This is a genomic window from Microbacterium sp. CH12i (assembly GCF_000685355.1).
In the GTDB taxonomy this organism is placed as follows: Bacteria; Actinomycetota; Actinomycetes; order Actinomycetales; family Microbacteriaceae; genus Microbacterium.
Map to the genome: position 1 here is coordinate 59,573 of NZ_JHET01000003.1, position 19,868 is coordinate 79,440.

The following is a 19,868-nucleotide window of genomic DNA, read 5'->3' on the forward strand; positions in this document are numbered from 1 at the left end:
CGCATAGAGCGGTCGCGCCCGCCTCAGCCCTTCCGCTTCGAAACTCGTCTGAGAGTCATGTCCTCCTCGTCGTCATCGTCCACACAGTCCGCCTCGCTGTCTACTGCAGCCGCCCTGTGGCGCCTCGCGCCATTCGTAAAGCCCGTCGCCGGACGCTTCGTCGGGGGCGCTGCGAGCGCGCTCGCCGCAGCCGTGATCGCCCTCATGATTCCGATCGTGCTCGAGCAGATCGTGCGCGGTCCGATCGAATCTGGTGAGATCAACTTCATCGCCCTCGGAGCCCTTGCTGTGCTCGCGCTGGGCCTCGGCGAAGCTGTGATGGTGTGGCTGCGGCGCTGGTTCATCCTGAAGCCTTCCACCGAGGTCGAATACCGGATGCGCACGCAGCTCTACTCGAGACTGCAGACTCTGCCGGTTTCATTCCACGACCGCTGGCAGTCTGGCCAACTCCTCAGCCGCATGATGCAGGACATCGGCCTTATCCGGCGCTGGCTGGCGTTCGGGCTGATCCTGCTCGTCGTGAACATCCTGACGATCGTCATCGGCTCGGTACTGCTGTTTCGCTGGCACTGGCTCCTGGGGGTCATCTTCATCGCCACGGCCATCCCGCTGTGGATCACCGGCTACCGCTTTGAGAAGCGCTACGGGCGACTCGCGCGTCAGAGCCAGGATCAGGCCGCGATCTCGCCACCAGCCGCGAAGAGAGCGTGCACGGCATTCGCGTACTCAAGGCATTCGGCCGAGGCAAGCACGCGCTCAGCCGCTTCAGTACCCAGGCAGAGAGCCTGCGCGAAACTGAGCTCAGCAAAGCACGTGCCGTCGGATCGATCTGGTTCTGGCTCGACCTCATGCCGCAGACCGCGTCGGACTCAGCCTCATGTCGGGCATCTGGCTGATCTCGCAAGGCGCCATCGATGAGGCACAGCTGTTCGCGTTCTTCGCCATGGCGACCGTGTTGCGGTGGCCCATCGAATCGATCGGTTTTCTGTTCTCGTTCATGCTGGACGCCCGCACCGCGACCGACCGCGTGTTCGACATCTTCTCGGAGACGAACAGCATCAGCGACCCGGAGAGCCCCGTGCGGATCGCGGAACCTCGAGGGGAACTTGCTTTCGAGAACGCTCATTTCCGGTATCAGGATGCCGGGTCCGCCGAGCACGACCTGCTCGACGGCATCGATCTGGTGCTGCGCCCTGGCGAGACCATGGCGCTGGTCGGACTCACCGGCAGTGGCAAGACGACGCTGACGACGTTGCCTACCCGTCTCTATGACGTGACCGGCGGCCGTGTCACGCTCGACGCGTCGACGTGCGCGATCTGTCGCTGACCGAGCTGCGCACGCACATCGCCATGGCATTCGAGGATGCCACCCTGTTCTCGGCATCCGTACGTGAGAACGTGCTGCTGGGCCGCGCCGAACTAGACGTGCACAGTGAAGAGGGTGAGCGCGTGCTGCGCGAGGCCCTCGACGTTGCTCAGGCCAGCTTCGTCAATGAGCTGCCAGAAGGCGTTGAGACGGTCATCGGCGAAGAGGGGCTCAGCCTTTCCGGTGGTCAGCGTCAGAGGCTTGCTCTTGCTCGTGCTGTCGCGGCCAAGCCCAAGGTGCTCGTGCTTGATGATCCGCTCTCCGCGCTGGATGTCGACACCGAAGCACTCGTCGAAGAGGCGCTACGCCATGTGCTCGCCGACACGACGGCGATGATCGTCGCGCACCGTCCGTCGACAGTTGCGCTCGCTGATCGAGTTGCCCTGCTCGAGCGCGGCAGGATCACCGCAGTCGGCACGCACTCTGAACTGTTGAAGACGAGCTCCCACTACCGGCACGTGATCTCCAGCCTTGAGGCGGATGAGGCCGCTCGCACCGGTGCGATTCCGATCATCCGAGACGAAGACCTGGCAGCGGCAGACATCACCGCACACGCCGATACACAGAACATCGAGAAGGAGGTGCAGGCATGAGCGCGGCACTCACCGGAACCCAGGGCGAAGATCGCTCGAACTACACCCGCGAAGAGAGCAAGGCGATTCGCCAGCGCTCGCTGCGCCTGCTCGGCTCTCTGGTGTCGCCGCTGCGCGCGCAGATCGTGCTGGCCGCGATCGTTCTCGTGATCTCGACGGCGCTGCAGGTCGCAGGGCCGATCCTCATCAGTATCGGCATCGACAAAGCGCTGCCGGAGGCAGTCGAGCGCGCGAACTGGATGCCGACCTTTGCGATCGGGCTCATCTATCTGCTCGCCGGTGCGACTGCAGCAGCGCTGATCGCCTGGTACGTGGTGGTCGCAGCGCGGATCACTCAGGCTGTGCTCCTCGATCTCCGCAAGCGTATCTTCTTGCACACGCAGCGGCTGAGCCTCGAATTCCATGAGTCGTATACGTCTGGCCGCATCATCTCGCGTCAGACCAGCGACCTTGACTCGATTCGCGAGCTGCTGGACGGCGGTCTCAACAACCTCGTCTCCGGTGTGCTTTTCGGCGCGTTCACGTTCATCGCGCTGATCGTGTGGGACTGGCAGTCGGGCGTGATTCTGCTGCTTGCCGGCATCCCGCTGGCGCTGCTGATGCGCTGGTTCTATTCGCGTTCGCAGGTCGTCTTCCGCGAATCACGTGTGGTGAGCGCGAAGGTGATCGTGCAGTTCGTCGAGACGATGACGGGCATCCGCGCGGTCAAGGCGTTCCGCAAAGAGCCGCGCAACGACACGAGCTTCCAGAAGGTCGCTGGCGACTACCGCGACGTCAACCGTCGATCGATGCTGCTGTTCGGTACGTTCGAACCGGGGCTGATGGCTGTCGCGGCGCTCACCCTCGGGCTGGTCGTTCTGTGGGGTGGCATCCGTGTCGCCGATGGCGCGCTCACGGTCGGTGTGCTGCTTTCTGCGGTGCTGTACGTGCGCAACTTCTTTGCGCCGATGCAGGAGATCGCGATGTTTTTGAACTCGTACCAGTCCGCCACCGCGGCGCTGGAAAAGGTGTCTGGCGTGCTCGATGAGGTTCCGACTGTTCCGGACCCTCAGATGCCGATCGACCTCTGGGAGTCGCGTGGACACATCAACTTCGATGAGGTCACCTTCGGATATTCGGGGGAAAAGACGATCCTGCCGAACTTCTCGCTCGACATTCCGGCCGGGCAGACGATCGCGCTAGTCGGCACGACCGGCGCCGGAAAGTCGACGTTGGCGAAGCTCATCTCGCGCTTCTACGACCCGTCCCTCGGACGTGTGACGCTGGACGGCATAGACCTGCAGTCGTTGCACCCGAAGGATCTCCGCCGCGCGATCGTCATGGTCACGCAGGAGGCATACCTGTTCAGTGGCACCGTCGCGGACAACATCGCACTCGGAAAGCCGGATGCCACGCTCGACGAGATCCGCGCGGCGGCAAAGGCCGTCGGAGCCGACGAGTTCATCTCAGCGCTGCCCGACGGGTACGCGAGCGATGTGAACAAGCGTGGTGGGCGCGTTTCGGCGGGGCAGCGACAGCTGATCTCATTCGCGCGCGCGTTCCTGGCGGATCCTGCAGTGCTGATCCTTGATGAGGCAACCGCATCTCTAGATATCCCGTCGGAGCGACTGATTCAGGATGCGCTGCAGACGCTGCTGGCTGACCGGACCGCGATCATCATCGCGCACCGATTGTCAACCGTCGCGATTGCCAACCGGGTACTGGTGATGGAACACGGGCGGATCATCGAGGATGACACCCCCGCTGCCCTCATCAGCGGTACGGGCAAGTTCGCGCAGCTGCACGCGGCCTGGCAGGAGACGCTGGTCTAGGCCCCGCCGGCAACTCTGGCGGTTGCGCGCAACTCTGGCGGCCACATCTTCAGATTGTGGCCGCCAGAATTGTACTGATCCGCAGAAGTTGCGAGGATCAGGCGCGGCGCGCCTGTGCAGCGGGGCTCAGGTGCAGCCCGCGCGCGATAGCAGCGGCGACTGTCGCCTCCACGTATGCCCAATCGTGGATGACCTGCGCATACGTGAAACGCAGCACGGTGTAGCCGCGCAGTCGCAATTGCGCGTCGTGCGCCACGTCACGCGTGCGATCGGCAGACGATGAGTGAAACGCGAACCCGTCGAGCTGCACAACGAGGTGCGTGCCGATGAGCACGTCGACCTTGTGTCCGGCGAGCATGACCTGCTGTCTGATCGGAACTCCCCATGGGCTCAGGCGCACGACGAAGATCGTCTCCAAGCCGGAGTCTGACATCCCGCGGATCGTGTTCGCGCAGTTGCGCGATGCCGCATCAGGCCAGTGCACCGCGCGCACGGATTCAAGGTCGAGATGCTCGATCTTGACCGCGGACTCCCAGACGGACAGCGCGTCCTCCTGCGAAAGGCATTGTGCGATGTGCGCCAGCGCATCTTCGACGGATGCTTCGAGCACACGGTCTCCGCGGTCGACCAGCGGCTTCGCCCAATGAAACGTCACGTCTTTGAGCAACCGGTGCGCGTTCGGGCCGACTTGTAAGTGATGCTGGTTGTCCTCGTTGTCGGGGATCCACCATTTGCGGCGGCGGGCGAGCGACAGGCACGTCAGACGCCCGGCCGCAGTAGCTGCCGTGAACAGTTCCCGAGGCGCGTCCTCCAGGGCGATCCACGTGCTGCGGATGCGACGCACGTGGCCCGCACGGATCGCCGCGCGGACATGGCTCGGCGAGAAGCCGCGTGCCGTCGCATCCGCTCGGTGAGCAATGCTGTCGCGGGTGATGAGCCATTCGACCAGATCCATGCGAACACACTGGCACCTGCGGGCGGCGCAGTGAGGCCCGAATACATGGATGGTGGACAACTGCCGCGCGACCGGACCTGTGGAGGGTCGGGCAACCGTGCAACCTCGGCGCAAGATCAACTCTGGCGGCCAAATCTGAAGCACGTGGCCGCCAGAGTTGATCTCGGCCGCTGGATTGACCGGGCATAGGGTCGCTGAAGTTGAGGGGGCGGGGCGGATCGGTGGCGAGGCTGACTAGCATGAAGGAGTGAATCCCCTTCTGCTTCTCGCGGCCGAGTGGTGGTGGATCGCACCGGCAGCGGCCGGGGCGGGCGCCGTCGCTGCGGTCGGCCTGCGCCGTCGCGGAATCACGAGCGGTCGACGGCTGGCGTTTGACGCCGCACGCGATGACTTGTCAGAGGCACGGCACGAGGCCGGCCAGCGTAAGCGAGCGGTGAAGCTCGCGAGAGTCGAGTACGCTCGACTCCTCGCCGAGCGCACGGCTTCGCGCGCCACGAACGCCGACGTCGCCAGCGCCAAGCGCGCACTGCAGCAGGCCGAACGAGAAGCGAAGGCGTCAACGGCTGACGTGCGCTCTCGCCGCGTGCACATGAATGTGGCGCGCGCCGAGATCCCCGCGGCATCCAAACGCGAACGCTTCCCCGTCGCGCGACTGAACCGCGCGCACGATGCGGTCACGGCACGCTGGATGGACTACGAAACGGACCCCGCGAAGCTCATTGCGTATCCCACGATGAGCGATGCCAAAGATCCGGCGACAGCGGCGTTTCTCAGCGCCTCACGCCACGCATTGGATCTGCGCCCGTCGCCAGGCGCGCGTGTGACGACGGCAGATTTCGCCGCGTATCGGGATGCTGTTGCGCACCTCGAACGCGCATTCGATGTCGCCGAGCACACCGCGAAGGCACGCGCCAACGGTGTTGATCCGAACGCGACACCGCTCTGGCAAGACACCGCCCAACAAGCTTTCACTCGGGCAGCTGATGCGCTTGACAGCGCGGCAGGTGCTGCAGTATCAGCGTTCTCAGCCTGGAGTTCTCGCCGCAAGCCGAAGAACGAAGAGACTCGGGACGACTCGTAGGCTCACTCTGGCAGTGTGCGCGTTCGCACGAACTCCCGATACCAGTGTCCGGAGTCTTTGACAGTGCGCTCTAGTGTGTCGAAGTCCACCCGGACGATTCCGAATCGCTTGGCATAGCCGTAACCCCACTCGAAGTTGTCAAGCAGAGACCAGACGAAGTAGCCACGCAGGTCGACTCCGCGCTGCACAGCGCGATGCGCGGCGGTGAAGTGCCTGCGGAGATAATCGGTCCGCTCGGGATCCGGGACCGAACCGTCCTCGGCGACCTCGTCCTCGAACGCTGCGCCGTTCTCGGTCACCATGAGCGGCTGCTCGGGAAACTGCTCCGACAGCGACACGAGGAGCTCCTCGAGGCCCTCCGGTGCAATGTTCCAGCCCATGGCTGTGTATGGTCCCGGCTGCTCGACGAATTCGACGACCCCGTCACTGCCCGGCCATGCGGTGCCAGCTGAAGTGCCCTTGTGCCCGTCGTTCTGTTGTTTCTCGGTCTTGCCGTCCCAGAGCCGAACCGTAGCCGTCGAGTAGTAGTTGACCCCGAGAACGTCGATCGGCTGGTTGATCGTGGCCAGGTCGCCGTCCTGCACGAACGCCCAGTCTGTGACCTCTGCGGTGTCAGCCAGTAGGTCGGCCGGATACTCGCCGCGCAACATCGGATGCGTGAATGCGCGGTTCGCCAAAGCGTCGATGCGGCGGGTTGCCTCGGCGGCGCCCTCGCCCTGCCCACGCAGCACATGGAAGTTCAGCGTGACGGAATAATCCGGGTCACCGGTGGACGTCGAACGCAGCGCCTGTACCGCGCGGCCGTGCGCGAGGTTGAGATGGTGCACTGCGGATAGGGCCGACGCGGGCTCGGTGCGGCCGGGGGCATGGCCGCCCTGACCGTAGCCCAGGTAGGCCGAGCACCATGGCTCATTCAGCGTCGTCCAGGTGTGCACGCGGTCACCGAGTGCTGTACCCATGATCTCGGCGTAGCGCTCGAACGCGTCGGTTGTCGCGCGGGAAGTCCAGCCGCCAGCATCCTCGAGGTACTGCGGCAAATCCCAGTGGTACAGCGTCGCCACCGGACGGATGTCGCGCTCAAGCAGCCCGTCGACCAGACGCGAGTAGAAGTCGATCCCTGCCTGGTTCACCGCACCGGATGCCGTCGGCTGGATCCGCGGCCAGGCAATCGAGAATCGGTAGGCCTCCAGCCCCAGCAAGGACATCAGATCGAGATCCTCATCGACGCGGTGGTAATGATCGCAGGCCACGTCACCGGTGTCGCCGTTCCAGACTTTGCCCGGTGTCTTGCTGAAGGTGTCCCAGATCGATGGGGTGCGGCCATCTTCGGCTGCGGCGCCCTCGATCTGGTACGACGCGGTGGCGGAGCCGAACGTGAAAGACGGCGGGAAGACGAGGCCGGAGTCACGGTAGTCGGCGGCGCCGGGCGTGGCTGTCATTCGGTGATCTCCTCGAGGTGTGCGGTGTAATCGCGGCTGACGCCGTCAGGTGAGGTGACAGTGATCGAGCGCGTGCCAGAGCCACCGCGGAACACCCTGAGGGTCAGCTCGTCATGGTAATCGTAGTCTGGTCGGTCTTCGCGGCCGCCCCAGGGCAGCACCGTGCCAGGGCGCACGTACAACGGCAGTGACGTGAACCCGTGCGTCTCGCGCCGCCACCGTCCGCCCATGACCACCTCGCCGGTGAGCAACGACGTCCACTCGCCCTCAGGCAGGTAGAACTCGACGTCGCCCTCAGAGTTGAACACCGGTGCGACGAGCAGGTCGGGCCCGAGCATATACTGCCGGTCCAGATATGCGACGCCCGGATCGTTGGGGAATTCCAGCTGCATCGGGCGCAGCAGGGGCGTCCCGGCTTGCGTGGCTTCGATGCCCAGCTGATACAGGTAGGGCATGAGCCGCATCTTGAGATGCGTGAAGATCCGCGTCACCTCAACAGCCTCCTCGTCAAACGCCCACGGCACCCGGTACGAGCTGGAGCCGTGGAAGCGAGAGTGGCTGGAGAGCAGGCCGAACGCCGTCCATCTCTTGAACACGGCCGGATCCGGCGTGCCCTCGAAGCCTCCGATATCGTGACTCCAGTGGGCGAAGCCGCCGAACGCAAGCGAAAGCCCGCCGCGCAGCGTCTCCGCCATCGACACGAAGGTCGACGCGCTGTCGCCGCCCCAGTGCACCGGATATCGGTGGCCGCCGACGGTCGCCGAACGCGCGAAGACCACGGCATCTCCACCGTCGCGCTCCTGCAGAACCTCGAACACGGCCTCGTTGTACAACTGCGCGAACCGGTTGTGCATGCCCTCCGGGTCGCTGCCGTCGTGCCAGCGAACGTCCAGCGGCACGCGCTCACCGAAATCGGTCTTGAACGTGTCGACGCCCTGCGCCACGAGGGCGCGAAGCTTGTCCTGATACCAGCCGCGTGCCGCCGGATTCGTGAAGTCGACGATCGCCATGCCGGCCTGCCACATGTCCCACTGCCAGACTGCGCCATCGGGCCGCCGCAGAAGGAAGCCCTGCGTCTTCGCCTCCTCGAACAGGGGAGAGCGTTGGCCGATGTACGGGTTGACCCACACAGAGACTCGAAGCTCGCGCTCGTGCAGACGACGCAGCATTCCGACCGGATCCGGAAAGACCCGCGAGTCCCATTCGAAGTCGCACCAGTTGAACTCGCGCATCCAGAAGCAGTCGAAGTGGAACACGCTCAGCGGCAGATCGCGCTCGGCGAAGCCGTCGATGAACGAGTTGACGGTCTGCTCGTCGTAATCGGTGGTGAAGCTCGTCGACAGCCAGGTGCCGAAAGACCATGCCGGCGCCAGAGCCGGGCGACCGGTGAGGGCGGTATAACGCTCCAGGATCTCGCGTGGCGCGTCTCCGGCGATGATGAAGTACTGCAGTCGCTCACCGGCGACGGCGAACTGCACGCGCTCCACATTCTCGGAACCCACTTCGAAGGAGACATGGCCGGGGTGATCGACGAGCACGCCGTAGCCGCGATTCGTCAGGTAGAACGGAACGTTCTTGTACGCCTGTTCGCTCGACGTGCCGCCGTCGGCGTTCCACGTCTCGATCGACTGGCCGTTCTTCACGAGAGGGCCGAAGCGCTCGCCGAGGCCGTAGACCAGTTCGCCGACTCCGAGGTCCAGCTGCTGACGCAGGTAGCGTTGCGACCCGCCGCCGCGGTGTCGGCGCAGCTGATCCTCGAGCTGTCCGTCCAATGCCACGGATTCGGCGACATCGAGCAGCGCGACGGACTTGTCCTGCGCGCTCGTGAGCACTGCGCCGGCGCGCTCGAACGAGAGGTTCCAGCCGGGCCCCGACGCGATTCTGGCGACGAGGTCACCGCTGGTGAGCGAACCGCCGTTCGCCTCGACGGCAGTCACACCCCCTGAGACCCGGAGTCGAGCCCAGGCAGATCGAATCCCTCGTGCGGGCGCCCACCCGTGTGATGCTCTATCAGCACGCCGATCACGCCTTCGAGCGGCGCGGACAGCGTCACGGTCAGCACCGGACGGTTCAGGGTGTCGCCGCGACGCTCGATGACTTTCGTCGGCGCGGTGATCACCAGGCGACCATCGCGCGCATCGATATCGTGCGCCTCGCTTGCATACAGACCGCTGACGCCTTCGCGCAACTGCCAGAATCCGTCAGTGAACCTCACGGACGCACCTCCTCGGTGGGGAATGAACGGGCATCGAGGCGGGTGTCGTGCTCCGCATCGATGTGGACGACGATCGTGTGGTCGCGCCAGCGGACACGGTGCTCACCGGCGGCGGATGAACGGCGCGCACGCAGCGTCGCGGTGACGAGCTGCGCATCGCGCCACTCGAGGTCGACGATGATGCCGGGGCGAGCGATGAGCCCCTCGACGGCGCCGGTCGAAAGGGCCGCCGGCACAGCGGGGAGGAGATGGATGCCGTCGTGCGACTGCAACAGCGATTCTGCGAGCGCACCGACGAATCCCAGATTCGCATCGATCTGGAACGGGGGATGCGCGGCGAAGAGGTTCGGGTAGAGTCCGCCGGCCCACTCTCCGGAGACGTCTTCGGCGTTGCGCAGGAACAGGTTCAGCAGATCAGTGACCTTGTCGGCACGGCCGAGCCGCGACCAGAGCGCGAGTTTCCACACCAGTGACCATCCGCTGGAGTCGTCGCCGCGGCTTGCGAGGCTGGCAGCCGCGGCCGAACGGTGCTCCGAATCCCACTGCTCGGTGCCGGGGAACAGCCCGAACAGGTGACTGACGTGGCGATGATGAGGATCCTCTTCGCCGAGCGGCGCTTCCCACTCGACGATCCGTCCGTCGGGGGTGATCTCCGGCATCGACGCGAGTTCGGCCAGGCGCACGGCTGCGCCATGGAGCACCTCATCGTCGGTGAGTCCGAGGGCGGTCCCGGCCGCGACCGTTTTCGAGAACAGCGCACGCAGCAGGGCGATGTCCATCGTCGACGTCGCGGCGAGCGAGGCGGAGGTGCCGTCGGGCAACAGGAACGCGTTCTCCGGCGACGTCGCGGGGGAGGTCGCCCCGTCGCGATGCCACGCGAGGGCGAACTCCGCAGCGCCGCGGAGCGTCGGCCAGATCTCCACAAGGTGTTCGGTGCCGACCGCACCGAACTCCCAGGCCTCCGTGAGCAGGCTCGCAAGCCACGGTCCGCCCATCGGCCAGAACGCCCAGCGCGGATCGCCGGCGCCGCGACCGGGCGCGGTCGAGTACAGCCAGGCATCGGTGTTGTGGTGCACGGTCCAGCCGGCGGTGCCGTACAAACGCGATGTCTGCGCGGCAGCGGCTCTGGCCAAGGCACGTGTGAATCTCGTCAGCGCCTCGGCACGGTCGCTGAGACCTGAGACGTGCGCGCCCCAGTAGTTCATCTCGGTGTTGATGTTGACGGTGTAGGCGCTGCCCCATGGTGGGCGCAGTTCTGCATTCCACAGCCCCTGGAGGTTCGCGGGCAATCCGTCCGGGCGCGATGAGGACACCAGGAGATAGCGCCCGTACTCGAACAACAGCGCGGCGAGATTCGGATCGCTTGCGAGCACGCCACGAGGATCCGCGCGCGCGGCGGCGAATCGGGCAGACGTGTCGGGTTCGATGGCGCCCTCGCCGAACGAGAGCTCAACGGAGCCGAGGAGAGCGCGCATGTTCGCCTCGGTCGCCCCCATCAGGACGTCAGCGCCGGCGTCGCGGCGGCATCGAGCCGGGTGACGGCATCATCCAGCGCATCCGCGGCGGATCCCGTCGGCATCCGGCCCACTCCTGCGAACGTGGTCGCTGTCGTGACCAGCACGACAGTGCGCGTGGCATCGGTGATCACACGTGTCGCGATCGCGCCTTCCACGGCAGAGCCAGGAGCCTGTGACCACAACGCCCCGGGAAGATCCGGCTCGTGCCCAGGTGCGACATCGCTCGGCAGACGCAGCAGCAGAGCCGTTGTCGCGGCATCCGGTGAGGCCACGACCGGCGCGTCCGAACGGGGGCCGCGCAGAGGCGATGAGAGCACCAATCGCACCGGCAAGGCGGGTTCGATCACGTGCACCAGTACGCTCTGCTCGGACTCGATGAAGGTCGTCGTCCTGATCGCGTCGGCACCTGAACGGTGGATGCCGGTCCTCAGATCCAGTTCACGAGCCGGCAGAGCCGTCGCATCACCCGCCTCGACGATGATCTTGACGTCGCCCATGGGCACGAAGGACTGCGCATACCGCGTCTGCATCGCCTGCAGCGGCGCCTCTGCCGCGGTGGGATCGCCTGCGGCCACGGCGGACCGGGCGGCCGACAGGAGGTCGGCACTCGCCGCGGCATCCGGCATCGACCCCGTGGATTCCGAACTCGGCGACCCCGACCAGGCGGTCGCGTCGTTGAGATGGATCGTCGTGGAGGACACCCCGCCGTCGGTCATCGCGCCGAGTCGCCCGTCGCCGAGCGGCAGGCACTCCAGCCAGGTGCGCGCCGCACCAGTGAATCGGATCCTGCTCACGTCAGCCGCGCACGCTTCCCGCCGTGAGACCGGCCCGCCAGAATCGCTGGAGCGAGAGGAACACGATCGCGATTGGGATGATCGAGACCAGTGAGCCGACCACTGTCAGGATCTGCAGACCGGGAATCGTGATGGATGCCTGGCTCCAACCCGTGAGCCCGACGGTGAGCGGCATGAGAGACGAATCGGTCAGCACGAGCAGCGGAAGGATGTAGCTGTTCCAGCTGCCGAGGAAGGCGAACAGCAGCACTGTCACCAGGCCGGTCGACATGAGACGGAGTCCGATCGTCCCGAAGATGCGGAACTCTCCAGCCCCGTCGAGGCGCGCAGCCTCGACCAGCTCGATCGGCACGGCGCCCTGCGCGTAGATGAAGCACAGCAGCACGCCGAACGGGTAGCAGAGAGCCGGGAGCAGCAGGCCGAGATAGGTGTTGTCCAATCCCAGCTGCACCAGCAGCACGTAAGTCGGCTGAGCGATGACCGACCCTGGTACCAGCAGGCTGGCGAGGACGATCGCGATGAGCGTGGCGCGTCCGCGGAAGCGGTAGACGGCCAGAGCGTAGCCCGTCACGGCGCAGACGAAGGTGGTGAACGCGGAACCGATCACGGAGTAGATGATCGAGTTCAGACCCCAACGCCAGAAGATTCCGCCTTCGTAGCTGTTCAGGGCCGCAAGGTTGTCCCACAGATGCCATTCAGCGAACGCGAACCCGGGGGTGGAGAACAGGTCTCCGGTGGACTTCGTCGACGCGATCACGAGCCAGAGCACGGGGACCAGGAAGTACGCGGCGACGACGACCATGACGATCGTGACGACGACCATCCAGCCGCGACTCACCCGGTCGCCGTTCACGAAGGTCGTGCGCTTGCGGGGTTTCTCGTCGGGGGCGATCAAGGTGCGGGTATCGAGGCCACCGGTGGCGGCGAGCAGGTCAGATGCCATCGGTGGCCCCCTTGGCGTTGCGCTTGTTGGCGGCGAGCAGCAGCAGCGAGACGATCAGCGTCGCGAGGCCGAGGATGACCGCCATGGCGGACGACAGGTTCGCGTCCTTGCCGAGTGTGGAGGCCGCGTAGATCGCCATGTTCGGAGTGAAGTCGCTGGGGATGTTGGAGGTGATCGACTGCAGCACCTGCGGCTCATTGAACAGCTGCAGGGTGCCGATCACGCTGGACAGCGTGGTCAGTAGCAGCGCGGGCGTGATCATCGGAAGCTTGATCTGCAGTGCCGTGCGCACTTCACCGGCGCCGTCGATCCGCGCCGCTTCGTACATCTCACGCGGTACGGACTGAAGAGCGGAGAACAGGATGATCATGTTGATTCCGATCAGCGACCAGAGGTTGATGTTTCCGATCGACCACCAGATCGCGCCGGGGCCGAGAAGATTGAGGTCGACGCCGAAGGATGAGAAGAACTGCAGGATCGGGCTCACCGAGGGCTGGTAGAGAAAGCCCCACAGGAGTGCCGCGATCACGCTGGGGACGGCGTACGGAAGGAACACCGCGAACTGGAAGAAGCGCTTGGCCTTCACGAGGGCGGAGTCGAAGAGAAGCGCGAGGACCGCGGCGATGATCATCATCACCGGCACCTGGATCGCGCCGTACAGCAGGACCTTCGGGAAGCCGAGCAGGAAGTCCGTGTCGGCGAACGCACGGATGAAGTTGTCGAAGCCGACGAAGTCGATGCTCGAGCCGCCGAAGCCCAGCCCGCTCGACTGTCGCGAGTACAGGCTGTTGACGACGCCGACGATGATCGGTGTGACGAGGAAGACGAGGAACACGATCACGAACGGCGCGATGAACGCGTACGGGACCCAGGGCCTCCCGGCGCCGGAGAACCGGCGCCGGGAGGTGGAGCGGATGCTGGTCACGACAGGATCACTCCGAGACGCTGAGGCCGCGCGACTTGAGATCCGCGATCGCTGCAGCCTGCGCGATGTCGAGCGCCTCGAGGAAGGTCTCCTGGCCGTTGACGACCTTGGCGAACTCGTCGAGCAGCGCGGTCTGGATCGAACCGTAGTTCGGCCCCTCGACCCAGGTGTTCGGGGTGTTCTTGGCCGAGTCGATGAACACCTCGTTGATGACCTGGCCACCGTAGAACTCGGACTCCTGCAGCAGCGCTTCGGAAGCCAGACCGTTCTCGGTCGACGGGAACAGGCCGCCGACGGTGATCAGTGTGTCCTGCGTCTCGTCCGATCCGTTCAGCCAGGAGGCGAACTTCGCTGCAGCCTCGGCGTTCTTCGTGTTCTTCAGCACGATGACAGCGGCTCCACCCGAGTCGCCGGAGTTCTCCGAACCGGCGTTCTTCGGCATCGCGGCGACTGCCCAGTTTCCCGAGGTGCCGGCCGCGTTCTCGGCGATCAGGCTCGGGAACCAGGCGGCGTAGGTGATCGTGGCGATCTTGCCGGAGTTGACGAGCGCCCAGTACTCCGGCGTCCACATCTGCTCGGTCGTCACGAGGTCTTCATCGAGCAGCGTCTGCCAGCGTTCCGCGACGAGCTTGCTGCCCTCGTCGTTCACACCCACGGTCCACGAATCGTCGTCGACGCCGTACCAGCTGCTCTCGGCCTGCTGGATCTCCTGCGCCCACTGGCCGATCTCGCTCGGGGAGAGGTTGGCGATGTAGACATCGGGATTCGCCGCCTTCAACGCACGGGCGGTGTCGAGGTATTCGTCCCAGGTCTTGGGGAACTCGAGGCCGTACTGGGCGAAGATGTCGGTGCGGTACATGGTGCCTGCGGGGCCGATTCCTTGTGGAACGCCGAAGACGTGGCCATCGAAGGAGACTGCGACCACGACGCCGGGGTGTAGTTCGACTCGTACTCGGAGACGTAGTCGGTGATGTCGACGACGCGCTCGCTGATCACGTATTCCGGAAGGTTATGCGTGGACAGCTGAACGAGGTCGGGCCCCTTGCCGGCATCGACTGCAGCTTCGACCTTCTGCCCATCATCGCCGGTCATGCGATGGAACGTGACCTGGATGTCTTCGTTCTTGTCGTTCCACTGGGCGACGAGATCTTCGAGTCCTGGCACCCAGCCCCAGAAGTCGATTGTGACGGGATCATCCGCGCTCGGCTGCTCACTTCCGGCGGAGCAGGCGGAGAGCGCCGCGACGGCGAGTGCGGGCGCGGCGAGGGCGGCGACCCAGCGCAGCGCAGTCCGCGTGCTGTGGCGTGTGGATTTCATGTGACGTGTTCCTTTCAGACGACAGTGTCGTGACCCGGATCGGGCGGCGATGCCGAGGAAGCGCAGTCGGATGCTTCCGGATGCTATTTTGTGTTGTGCTGAAACATAAAGTCAAGCCCGGTGCCGAAATTGATCCGATGTATCCGGAGCGGCCATGATGTACGCGGAGGAAACATGCCACTGACAGACCTGCCCATCGACCAGCTGCAGGCGTACCGTCCCGCGGTCGCCGAGCCCGAGGATTTCGACGAATTCTGGCGACGCACGCTCGATGAATCACGCGCCGCGGGTGGAACGCTCACGCTCGATCACGCGTCGACGCCGATCAGTGAGCTCATCGTCGAGGATCTGACTTTTCCAGGGTACGGCGGTGAGCCCATCCGTGCGTGGGTCACGAGACCGCGCACCGACCGTCGACTGCCCGCCGTGATCGAGTACATCGGATACAACGGTGGTCGAGGAGTCGCAGGGGAGAAGCTGCAGTGGGCGGCAGCGGGCTACGTGTACGTGCTGATGGACACCCGGGGCCAGGGCAGCGGCTGGGGGACGGGTGGTGACACGGCCGACCCGCATGGCTCGGAGGGATCCGTGCCCGGTTTCATGACGCGTGGGATCGCCAGCCCGGAGACCTACTACTACCGTCGCGTCTTCACGGATGCGGTGCGGCTGGTCGACGCCGTGCGGATGTTCGACTTCGTCGATGCGTCGCGCGTGTCCGTCACGGGAGCCAGCCAGGGGGGCGGCATCGCGCTCGCTGTCGGCGGTCTCGTCCCCGGTCTCGTCGGCGTCATGCCTGACGTGCCCTTCCTGTGCCATTTCGGCCGGTCTGTGCAGGTCGCCCCTGATCAGCCCTTCACCGAGATCACGCGCTTTCTCGCCGTGCACCGCGATCAGGACGAGTGCGTGTTCCGGACGCTGTCGTACTTCGACGGTGTGAACTTCGCGCGTCGCGTTCAGGCGCCTGCACTGTTCTCGGTGGCGCTGATGGATGGGATCGTCCTCCCCTCCAGCGTGTTCGCCGCCTACAACCACCTCGGTGTCGAAGATCGCGAGATCGAGGTCTACACGTACAACGGTCACGAGGGCGGTCAGACGCACCAATGGGTGCGCCAGGCGCAGTGGCTGGCTACTCGCGCTGCTCGCGGATGACGGACACGGAGCCGGCGGGAACAAGGAACGTCCCGTCGCTTCCCGGTCCGAGACGAGGTCGGTGCCCAGCGCCCTGATCGACTCCTCTCGGTCGCCGTGATTGATCAGGAAAAGCCATGAGCCGTCCTCGGAGACGCGCCGCACGGCCTCGACATGGTCACCAGACGGAAGCCGTCTGACGACGCCCGCGTCTCCGGCGATCCGGGCCGCGAGCGAGTCCAGACCCCGATCGACAAGTCCTGTGACGTGCCATGCGACACCCGCTCCGACCGTCCGACGAGTGACGGCGGGCAGGCCCGCCAGCGGCCCGTCGGCGTAGGTGTCGACGACCTCGGCCGATGTCGCGCGCACGCGCGTCGCGAGATCGGCGACATCCGCCCCCGAAGTGAGACGGACGCTCGTTCCTCGCAGCAGGGGGTGCAGCTCTTCGCCGACGATTCCGAGCAGCTCGCGAAAGGCCCCGGGGTAGCCGCCGACGCGTACATGATTGTCGGCATCCGCGATGCCTGAGAGCGCGCCGACGACGACCGTCGCCCCGCAGTCTGCGGCTCGCGTGAGGCGCTCGACGGTGGCGTCGTCAACGAGGTAGAGCGACGGCAGCACGATGAGCCGATAATCGTCGAGGTCAGCCTGCGGAGGCCGGATGTCCGGACCGAACCCCCGTGCGCTGAGCGCCTCGAACCAGCGGCGAGCATCGTCATGCAGCGCGAAGTCGTTCACGGGTTTCTGCCCTGCCTGCCACGCCCAGAGCGACACGTCATCGGTGATGATCGCGACGTCGGAGCGCTCCACCAGGCTGCCCGCCACTTCGCCGATACGGCGGAGGACACCGCCCAGCTCGACGACTTCCCGCCACTGACGCGTGTTCGCGCCGGCGTGCGGAACCATCGCGGAATGGAACTGCTCGGCCCCGGAAGCGGACGCACGCCATTGGAAGAACAGCGCGCCGTCGGATCCGTTCGCGATGTGCTGCACGGTGTTGCGGATCATCTCGCCAGGAGCCTTCGGAGAATTGCGCACCTGCCAGTTCACCGCAGAGGTGGAGTGCTCCATCACCAGCCACGGGCGGGTGGGATCGAGCCCTCGGGTACGGGACGCCACGAACGACAGTTCGCGTTCGCGATGCGGGTCGTCCACCGTCGTGTAGTGATCGATCGCGACGACGTCGAGATCGTCGATCCACGACGCGTAGTCGGCAACGCTGCCCTGCGGCGAGACCATGAGGTTGGTGGTGATCGGCGTCGTCACGCCGGCCGCGCGCAGTGCGTCGCGTTCGAGGCGGAAATGGCTGAGCAGCGCGTCGGAGCTGAACCGATCGAAGTCGAGCAGCAGCGAGGGGTTCTGCGCGGACTCACTGTCGAGCGGTGCGATGACATCGTCGAAACGGCGGTAGCGCTGTCCCCAGAAGGCTGTTCCCCATGCGCGGTTGAGAGCATCGACCCCGTCGTAGCGTTCTTCGAGCCAGGCGCGGAATGCGATCGTGGATTGCTCGCAGTAGCAGCGCCGGTTGCCGCCGCCGAGCTCGTTGCTCACGTGCCACATGCTGACGGCAGGGTGCTGACCGTACCGTTCGCCCAGGCGCGAAACGACCCGGGAGGCGTAGTCCTGCCAGACCGGATGGCTCGGGCACCATTGGAGTCTGCCGCCCTGGTGATAGCGGATACCGCGCCGATCCACCGGGAGGATCTCCGGATGCTCCACATGAAGCCAGATCGGCGGCGCCGCAGTGGGGGTGGCGAGGTCGATCGAGATATCGGCGTCAGCGAGCAGAGCGATCACGCGGTCGAACCAGTCCCAGTCCCACTGGTCGTCATCGACCTCGAGCATCCCCCAGGAGAAGACGCCGAGGGTGACCGTGTTCACGCCGGCGTCGCGCATGAGCGCGATGTCCTCCTGCCAGACGGACTCCGGCCATTGCTCAGGGTTGTAGTCACCTCCGAACAGGAGAGTGCGATGTGTGTCGAGAGGGCGTCGGCGTTGTGCGGGCACGTGTTCCTCAGGTTGAGAGTACGAGGCGGATGGCGCTGACAGCTGCCGCCCAGGCGTAATCGGCGAACTTGAATGGGTGAAGCTCGAGCAGCGGTGGCTCGGCGGCCGGGTCGAGAGCTTCGGAGACGGATGCCGCGAGGAGAGCTTCATCGAACTGAGCGATCGGTAGTCCCTCACCGGTGACGATGATCTTGTCCACGTCGGCGATACAGGTCAGGTTGCCGATCACGACGCCGAGCGCACGGATGGCATCGTTGACGGCACGCAGGGGGATCTCCTCGCCCCGTCGGGCGTGAACGAGCACCTCGTCGAACGGCAGACCTCCCGCATTGTGCTCGACCGCGGGAATCGTCACGAACGCCGACACGCAGCCGGTGTGCCCTCGATCGCATCGGGGGCCGGTGTCGCTCACGCGCATGTGCCCGACTTTTCCGGGGTGACCGTGCGCGCCACGGATCATCTCGTCTCCGACGACGCTCCGGCGCCGATGCCTGCACCCAGACCGATGAGGGCCAGCGATGCGGAGCCACGTCCCGTGCCGAACCAATGGTGCGCTGCGGTCAGCGCCTGGACGTCGTTGCCGATTTCAGCGGGGAGGCCGGTGCGTCGGCTGACTAGATCGGCCAGAGGGATATTCTCCCAGCCGAGGAAGTGCGAGCCGACGATTCGACGTCGACCGTCAGCGCCGATGACATCGCCGGCGAGGCACACCCCGACAGCAGCGATGCGGGTGTGCGTCTGGCGCAGGTCTTCGATCACCGTGCCGATGAGGTCGACGACGTCATCGACCTCGCGAGAGGGCAGCGTGTACTCGACAGTGTCGATCACTTGGGCCGAAAGGTCCACCACCGCGGCGTATAGGGCATCGCCGGTCAGTTTGATGCCTGCGAACTGTGCCGCATCCGCTCGCACGTGCAGCATCTCGGACGGGCGGCCGCGTCCTGGACGCACCTCGGCGGCACCCTCTACGACCACGCCGAGTTCGACGAGATCACGGGAGAGTCGGGACAAAGAAGCCCGTGACATCCCTGTGCGCCGGGTCAACTCGGCGCGCGAGCGCGACCCGTGCACCAGAACCTCGAGTAGCACGCCACGCTGCGCGTCGTGCAAAGCAGGCCAGGACCAGCTCGGGGAAAGCGGCATGCAGTGAGCTTAGCGTCGTTTCCCGATTTTGTTGCACAACGCGACGAAATGCGTATCCTCCGATTGGAGAGCGACGAAGTCTCGGTGGGGGAGGGATCCGAGGCCTCGCCGCCCGTCTCAGGAGGTGATGCGGATTTCAGCGATGACTTCGGCGTACTCGGTTTCGCCTACCGGCGTGAATCCGACTCGGTGGAAGAACGCCTCAGGGCCGCCGTCTCCGGCTTCGTAGATCACGTCGACGTGGTCCATGCCGCGCGCGCGCGCCTCGTCGAGCAGCTTCTCTACCGCGAAGCGGCCGACGCCGCGCCCCTGGTCATCTGCGTCGACGTTGATGCGCCACAGCACGGAACGGAAATGCTCTTCAGGAGCCTCGGCGTCAAAGCTCGCACTGACGAAGCCGACCACCTCATCGCTATCGAGAACAACTCGCTGCCACGAGGTCTGCGGATTGATCACTGTCGCGGCGATCCCGTACGAGACGGGCGCGAGGTACTGTTCCTGCCCTGGCTTCAGGGACAGATTATTGACGGCGACGATCGTCGCAGCGGACAGTTCAACCATACGCAGTTCGGACATATGCCCAGGGTAACCTCTCCCGAGGCTCTCGTGCCGAAACTTATGAGGAGAGCGT

General features: G+C 65.4%; 12 protein-coding genes and 4 pseudogenes. 4 read left to right on the plus strand and 12 right to left on the minus strand.

Annotated elements, in window-relative coordinates:
• Window positions 1-57 precede the first annotated feature (57 nt).
• Window positions 58-1,959 (plus strand): annotated as a pseudogene (locus DC31_RS03435) (ABC transporter ATP-binding protein).
• A complete protein-coding gene (locus tag DC31_RS03440; protein WP_036277074.1) occupies window positions 1,956-3,770 on the plus strand; it encodes an ABC transporter ATP-binding protein in 1,815 nt (604 codons plus the stop codon). Before DC31_RS03435 ends, DC31_RS03440 begins: the two are co-directional and overlap by 4 nt.
• A 97-nt stretch (window positions 3,771-3,867) precedes the next feature.
• On the opposite strand, the gene DC31_RS03445 is transcribed toward DC31_RS03440, so the two are convergent.
• Window positions 3,868-4,725: an endonuclease domain-containing protein gene (locus tag DC31_RS03445; RefSeq protein WP_036277077.1), complete on the minus strand. Its 858-nt coding sequence runs from the start codon at window positions 4,723-4,725 to the stop codon at window positions 3,868-3,870.
• A gap of 247 nt (window positions 4,726-4,972) precedes the next feature.
• Here DC31_RS03445 and DC31_RS03450 point away from each other — a divergent pair, with 247 nt between their 5' ends.
• Entirely contained in the window at window positions 4,973-5,806 is an 834-nt protein-coding gene (locus DC31_RS03450) for a hypothetical protein (protein WP_036277079.1), read from the plus strand.
• A gap of 2 nt (window positions 5,807-5,808) precedes the next feature.
• Here DC31_RS03450 and DC31_RS03455 read toward each other — a convergent pair whose 3' ends face one another.
• From DC31_RS03455 to DC31_RS19840, 8 genes and pseudogenes are all read right to left on the minus strand, one after another.
• A complete protein-coding gene (locus tag DC31_RS03455; protein ID WP_036277082.1) occupies window positions 5,809-7,245 on the minus strand; it encodes a glycoside hydrolase family 1 protein in 1,437 nt (478 codons plus the stop codon).
• Window positions 7,242-9,460: pseudogene (gene yicI, locus DC31_RS03460) on the minus strand (alpha-xylosidase). The gene DC31_RS03455 and the pseudogene yicI overlap by 4 nt, the downstream one beginning before the upstream one ends.
• A complete protein-coding gene (locus tag DC31_RS03465; RefSeq protein ID WP_152545330.1) occupies window positions 9,457-10,935 on the minus strand; it encodes a glycosyl hydrolase family 95 catalytic domain-containing protein in 1,479 nt (492 codons plus the stop codon). The pseudogene yicI and the gene DC31_RS03465 overlap by 4 nt, the downstream one beginning before the upstream one ends.
• Before the next feature lie 20 nt (window positions 10,936-10,955).
• Window positions 10,956-11,771, minus strand: coding sequence for a glycoside hydrolase N-terminal domain-containing protein (locus DC31_RS03470; protein ID WP_036277084.1), 816 nt, complete (start codon window positions 11,769-11,771; stop codon window positions 10,956-10,958).
• A gap of 1 nt (window position 11,772) precedes the next feature.
• Window positions 11,773-12,714, minus strand: coding sequence for a carbohydrate ABC transporter permease (locus DC31_RS03475; protein WP_235201313.1), 942 nt, complete (start codon window positions 12,712-12,714; stop codon window positions 11,773-11,775).
• Window positions 12,704-13,639 (minus strand): carbohydrate ABC transporter permease, encoded by a 936-nt coding sequence (locus DC31_RS03480; RefSeq protein WP_051606377.1) that lies wholly within the window; start codon window positions 13,637-13,639, stop codon window positions 12,704-12,706. The genes DC31_RS03475 and DC31_RS03480 overlap by 11 nt, the downstream gene beginning before the upstream one ends.
• A 7-nt stretch (window positions 13,640-13,646) precedes the next feature.
• The gene (locus DC31_RS03485) at window positions 13,647-14,498 is read right to left on the minus strand and encodes an extracellular solute-binding protein (RefSeq protein WP_051606378.1); all 852 of its coding nucleotides are present in this window, start codon (window positions 14,496-14,498) and stop codon (window positions 13,647-13,649) included.
• On the minus strand, window positions 14,414-14,956 hold the full coding sequence (locus DC31_RS19840; protein WP_051606379.1) for an extracellular solute-binding protein: 543 nt from the start codon (window positions 14,954-14,956) through the stop codon (window positions 14,414-14,416). Before DC31_RS19840 ends, DC31_RS03485 begins: the two co-directional genes overlap by 85 nt.
• A gap of 174 nt (window positions 14,957-15,130) precedes the next feature.
• Between DC31_RS19840 and DC31_RS18380 the strand changes: the two genes are divergently transcribed.
• Entirely contained in the window at window positions 15,131-16,105 is a 975-nt protein-coding gene (locus DC31_RS18380; protein WP_036277093.1) for an acetylxylan esterase, read from the plus strand.
• A 240-nt stretch (window positions 16,106-16,345) separates the two neighbouring features.
• On the opposite strand, the pseudogene DC31_RS19105 reads toward DC31_RS18380, so the two are convergent.
• The 3 genes and pseudogenes from DC31_RS19105 to DC31_RS03510 all read right to left on the minus strand — a co-directional run.
• A pseudogene (locus DC31_RS19105) lies at window positions 16,346-17,983 on the minus strand (beta-galactosidase); the annotation flags it as partial.
• A gap of 118 nt (window positions 17,984-18,101) precedes the next feature.
• A pseudogene (locus DC31_RS20450) lies at window positions 18,102-19,237 on the minus strand (ROK family transcriptional regulator).
• A gap of 117 nt (window positions 19,238-19,354) precedes the next feature.
• The gene (locus DC31_RS03510) at window positions 19,355-19,813 is read right to left on the minus strand and encodes a GNAT family N-acetyltransferase (protein WP_036277095.1); all 459 of its coding nucleotides are present in this window, start codon (window positions 19,811-19,813) and stop codon (window positions 19,355-19,357) included.
• Window positions 19,814-19,868: the final 55 nt, after the last annotated feature.

Excerpts from the sequence above, each read along its gene's own strand:
- DC31_RS03475 (WP_235201313.1), bottom strand. The coding sequence starts at position 12,714 with ATGGCATCTGACCTGCTCGCCGCCACCGGTGGCCTCGATACCCGCACC.
- DC31_RS19840 (WP_051606379.1), bottom strand. The coding sequence starts at position 14,956 with ATGAAATCCACACGCCACAGCACGCGGACTGCGCTGCGCTGGGTCGCC.
- DC31_RS03440 (WP_036277074.1), top strand. The coding sequence starts at position 1,956 with ATGAGCGCGGCACTCACCGGAACCCAGGGCGAAGATCGCTCGAACTAC.
- DC31_RS18380 (WP_036277093.1), top strand. The coding sequence starts at position 15,131 with ATGCCACTGACAGACCTGCCCATCGACCAGCTGCAGGCGTACCGTCCC.
- DC31_RS03485 (WP_051606378.1), bottom strand. The coding sequence starts at position 14,498 with ATGTACCGCACCGACATCTTCGCCCAGTACGGCCTCGAGTTCCCCAAG.
- DC31_RS03465 (WP_152545330.1), bottom strand. The coding sequence starts at position 10,935 with ATGCGCGCTCTCCTCGGCTCCGTTGAGCTCTCGTTCGGCGAGGGCGCC.
- DC31_RS03455 (WP_036277082.1), bottom strand. The coding sequence starts at position 7,245 with ATGACAGCCACGCCCGGCGCCGCCGACTACCGTGACTCCGGCCTCGTC.
- DC31_RS03445 (WP_036277077.1), bottom strand. The coding sequence starts at position 4,725 with ATGGATCTGGTCGAATGGCTCATCACCCGCGACAGCATTGCTCACCGA.
- DC31_RS03510 (WP_036277095.1), bottom strand. The coding sequence starts at position 19,813 with ATGTCCGAACTGCGTATGGTTGAACTGTCCGCTGCGACGATCGTCGCC.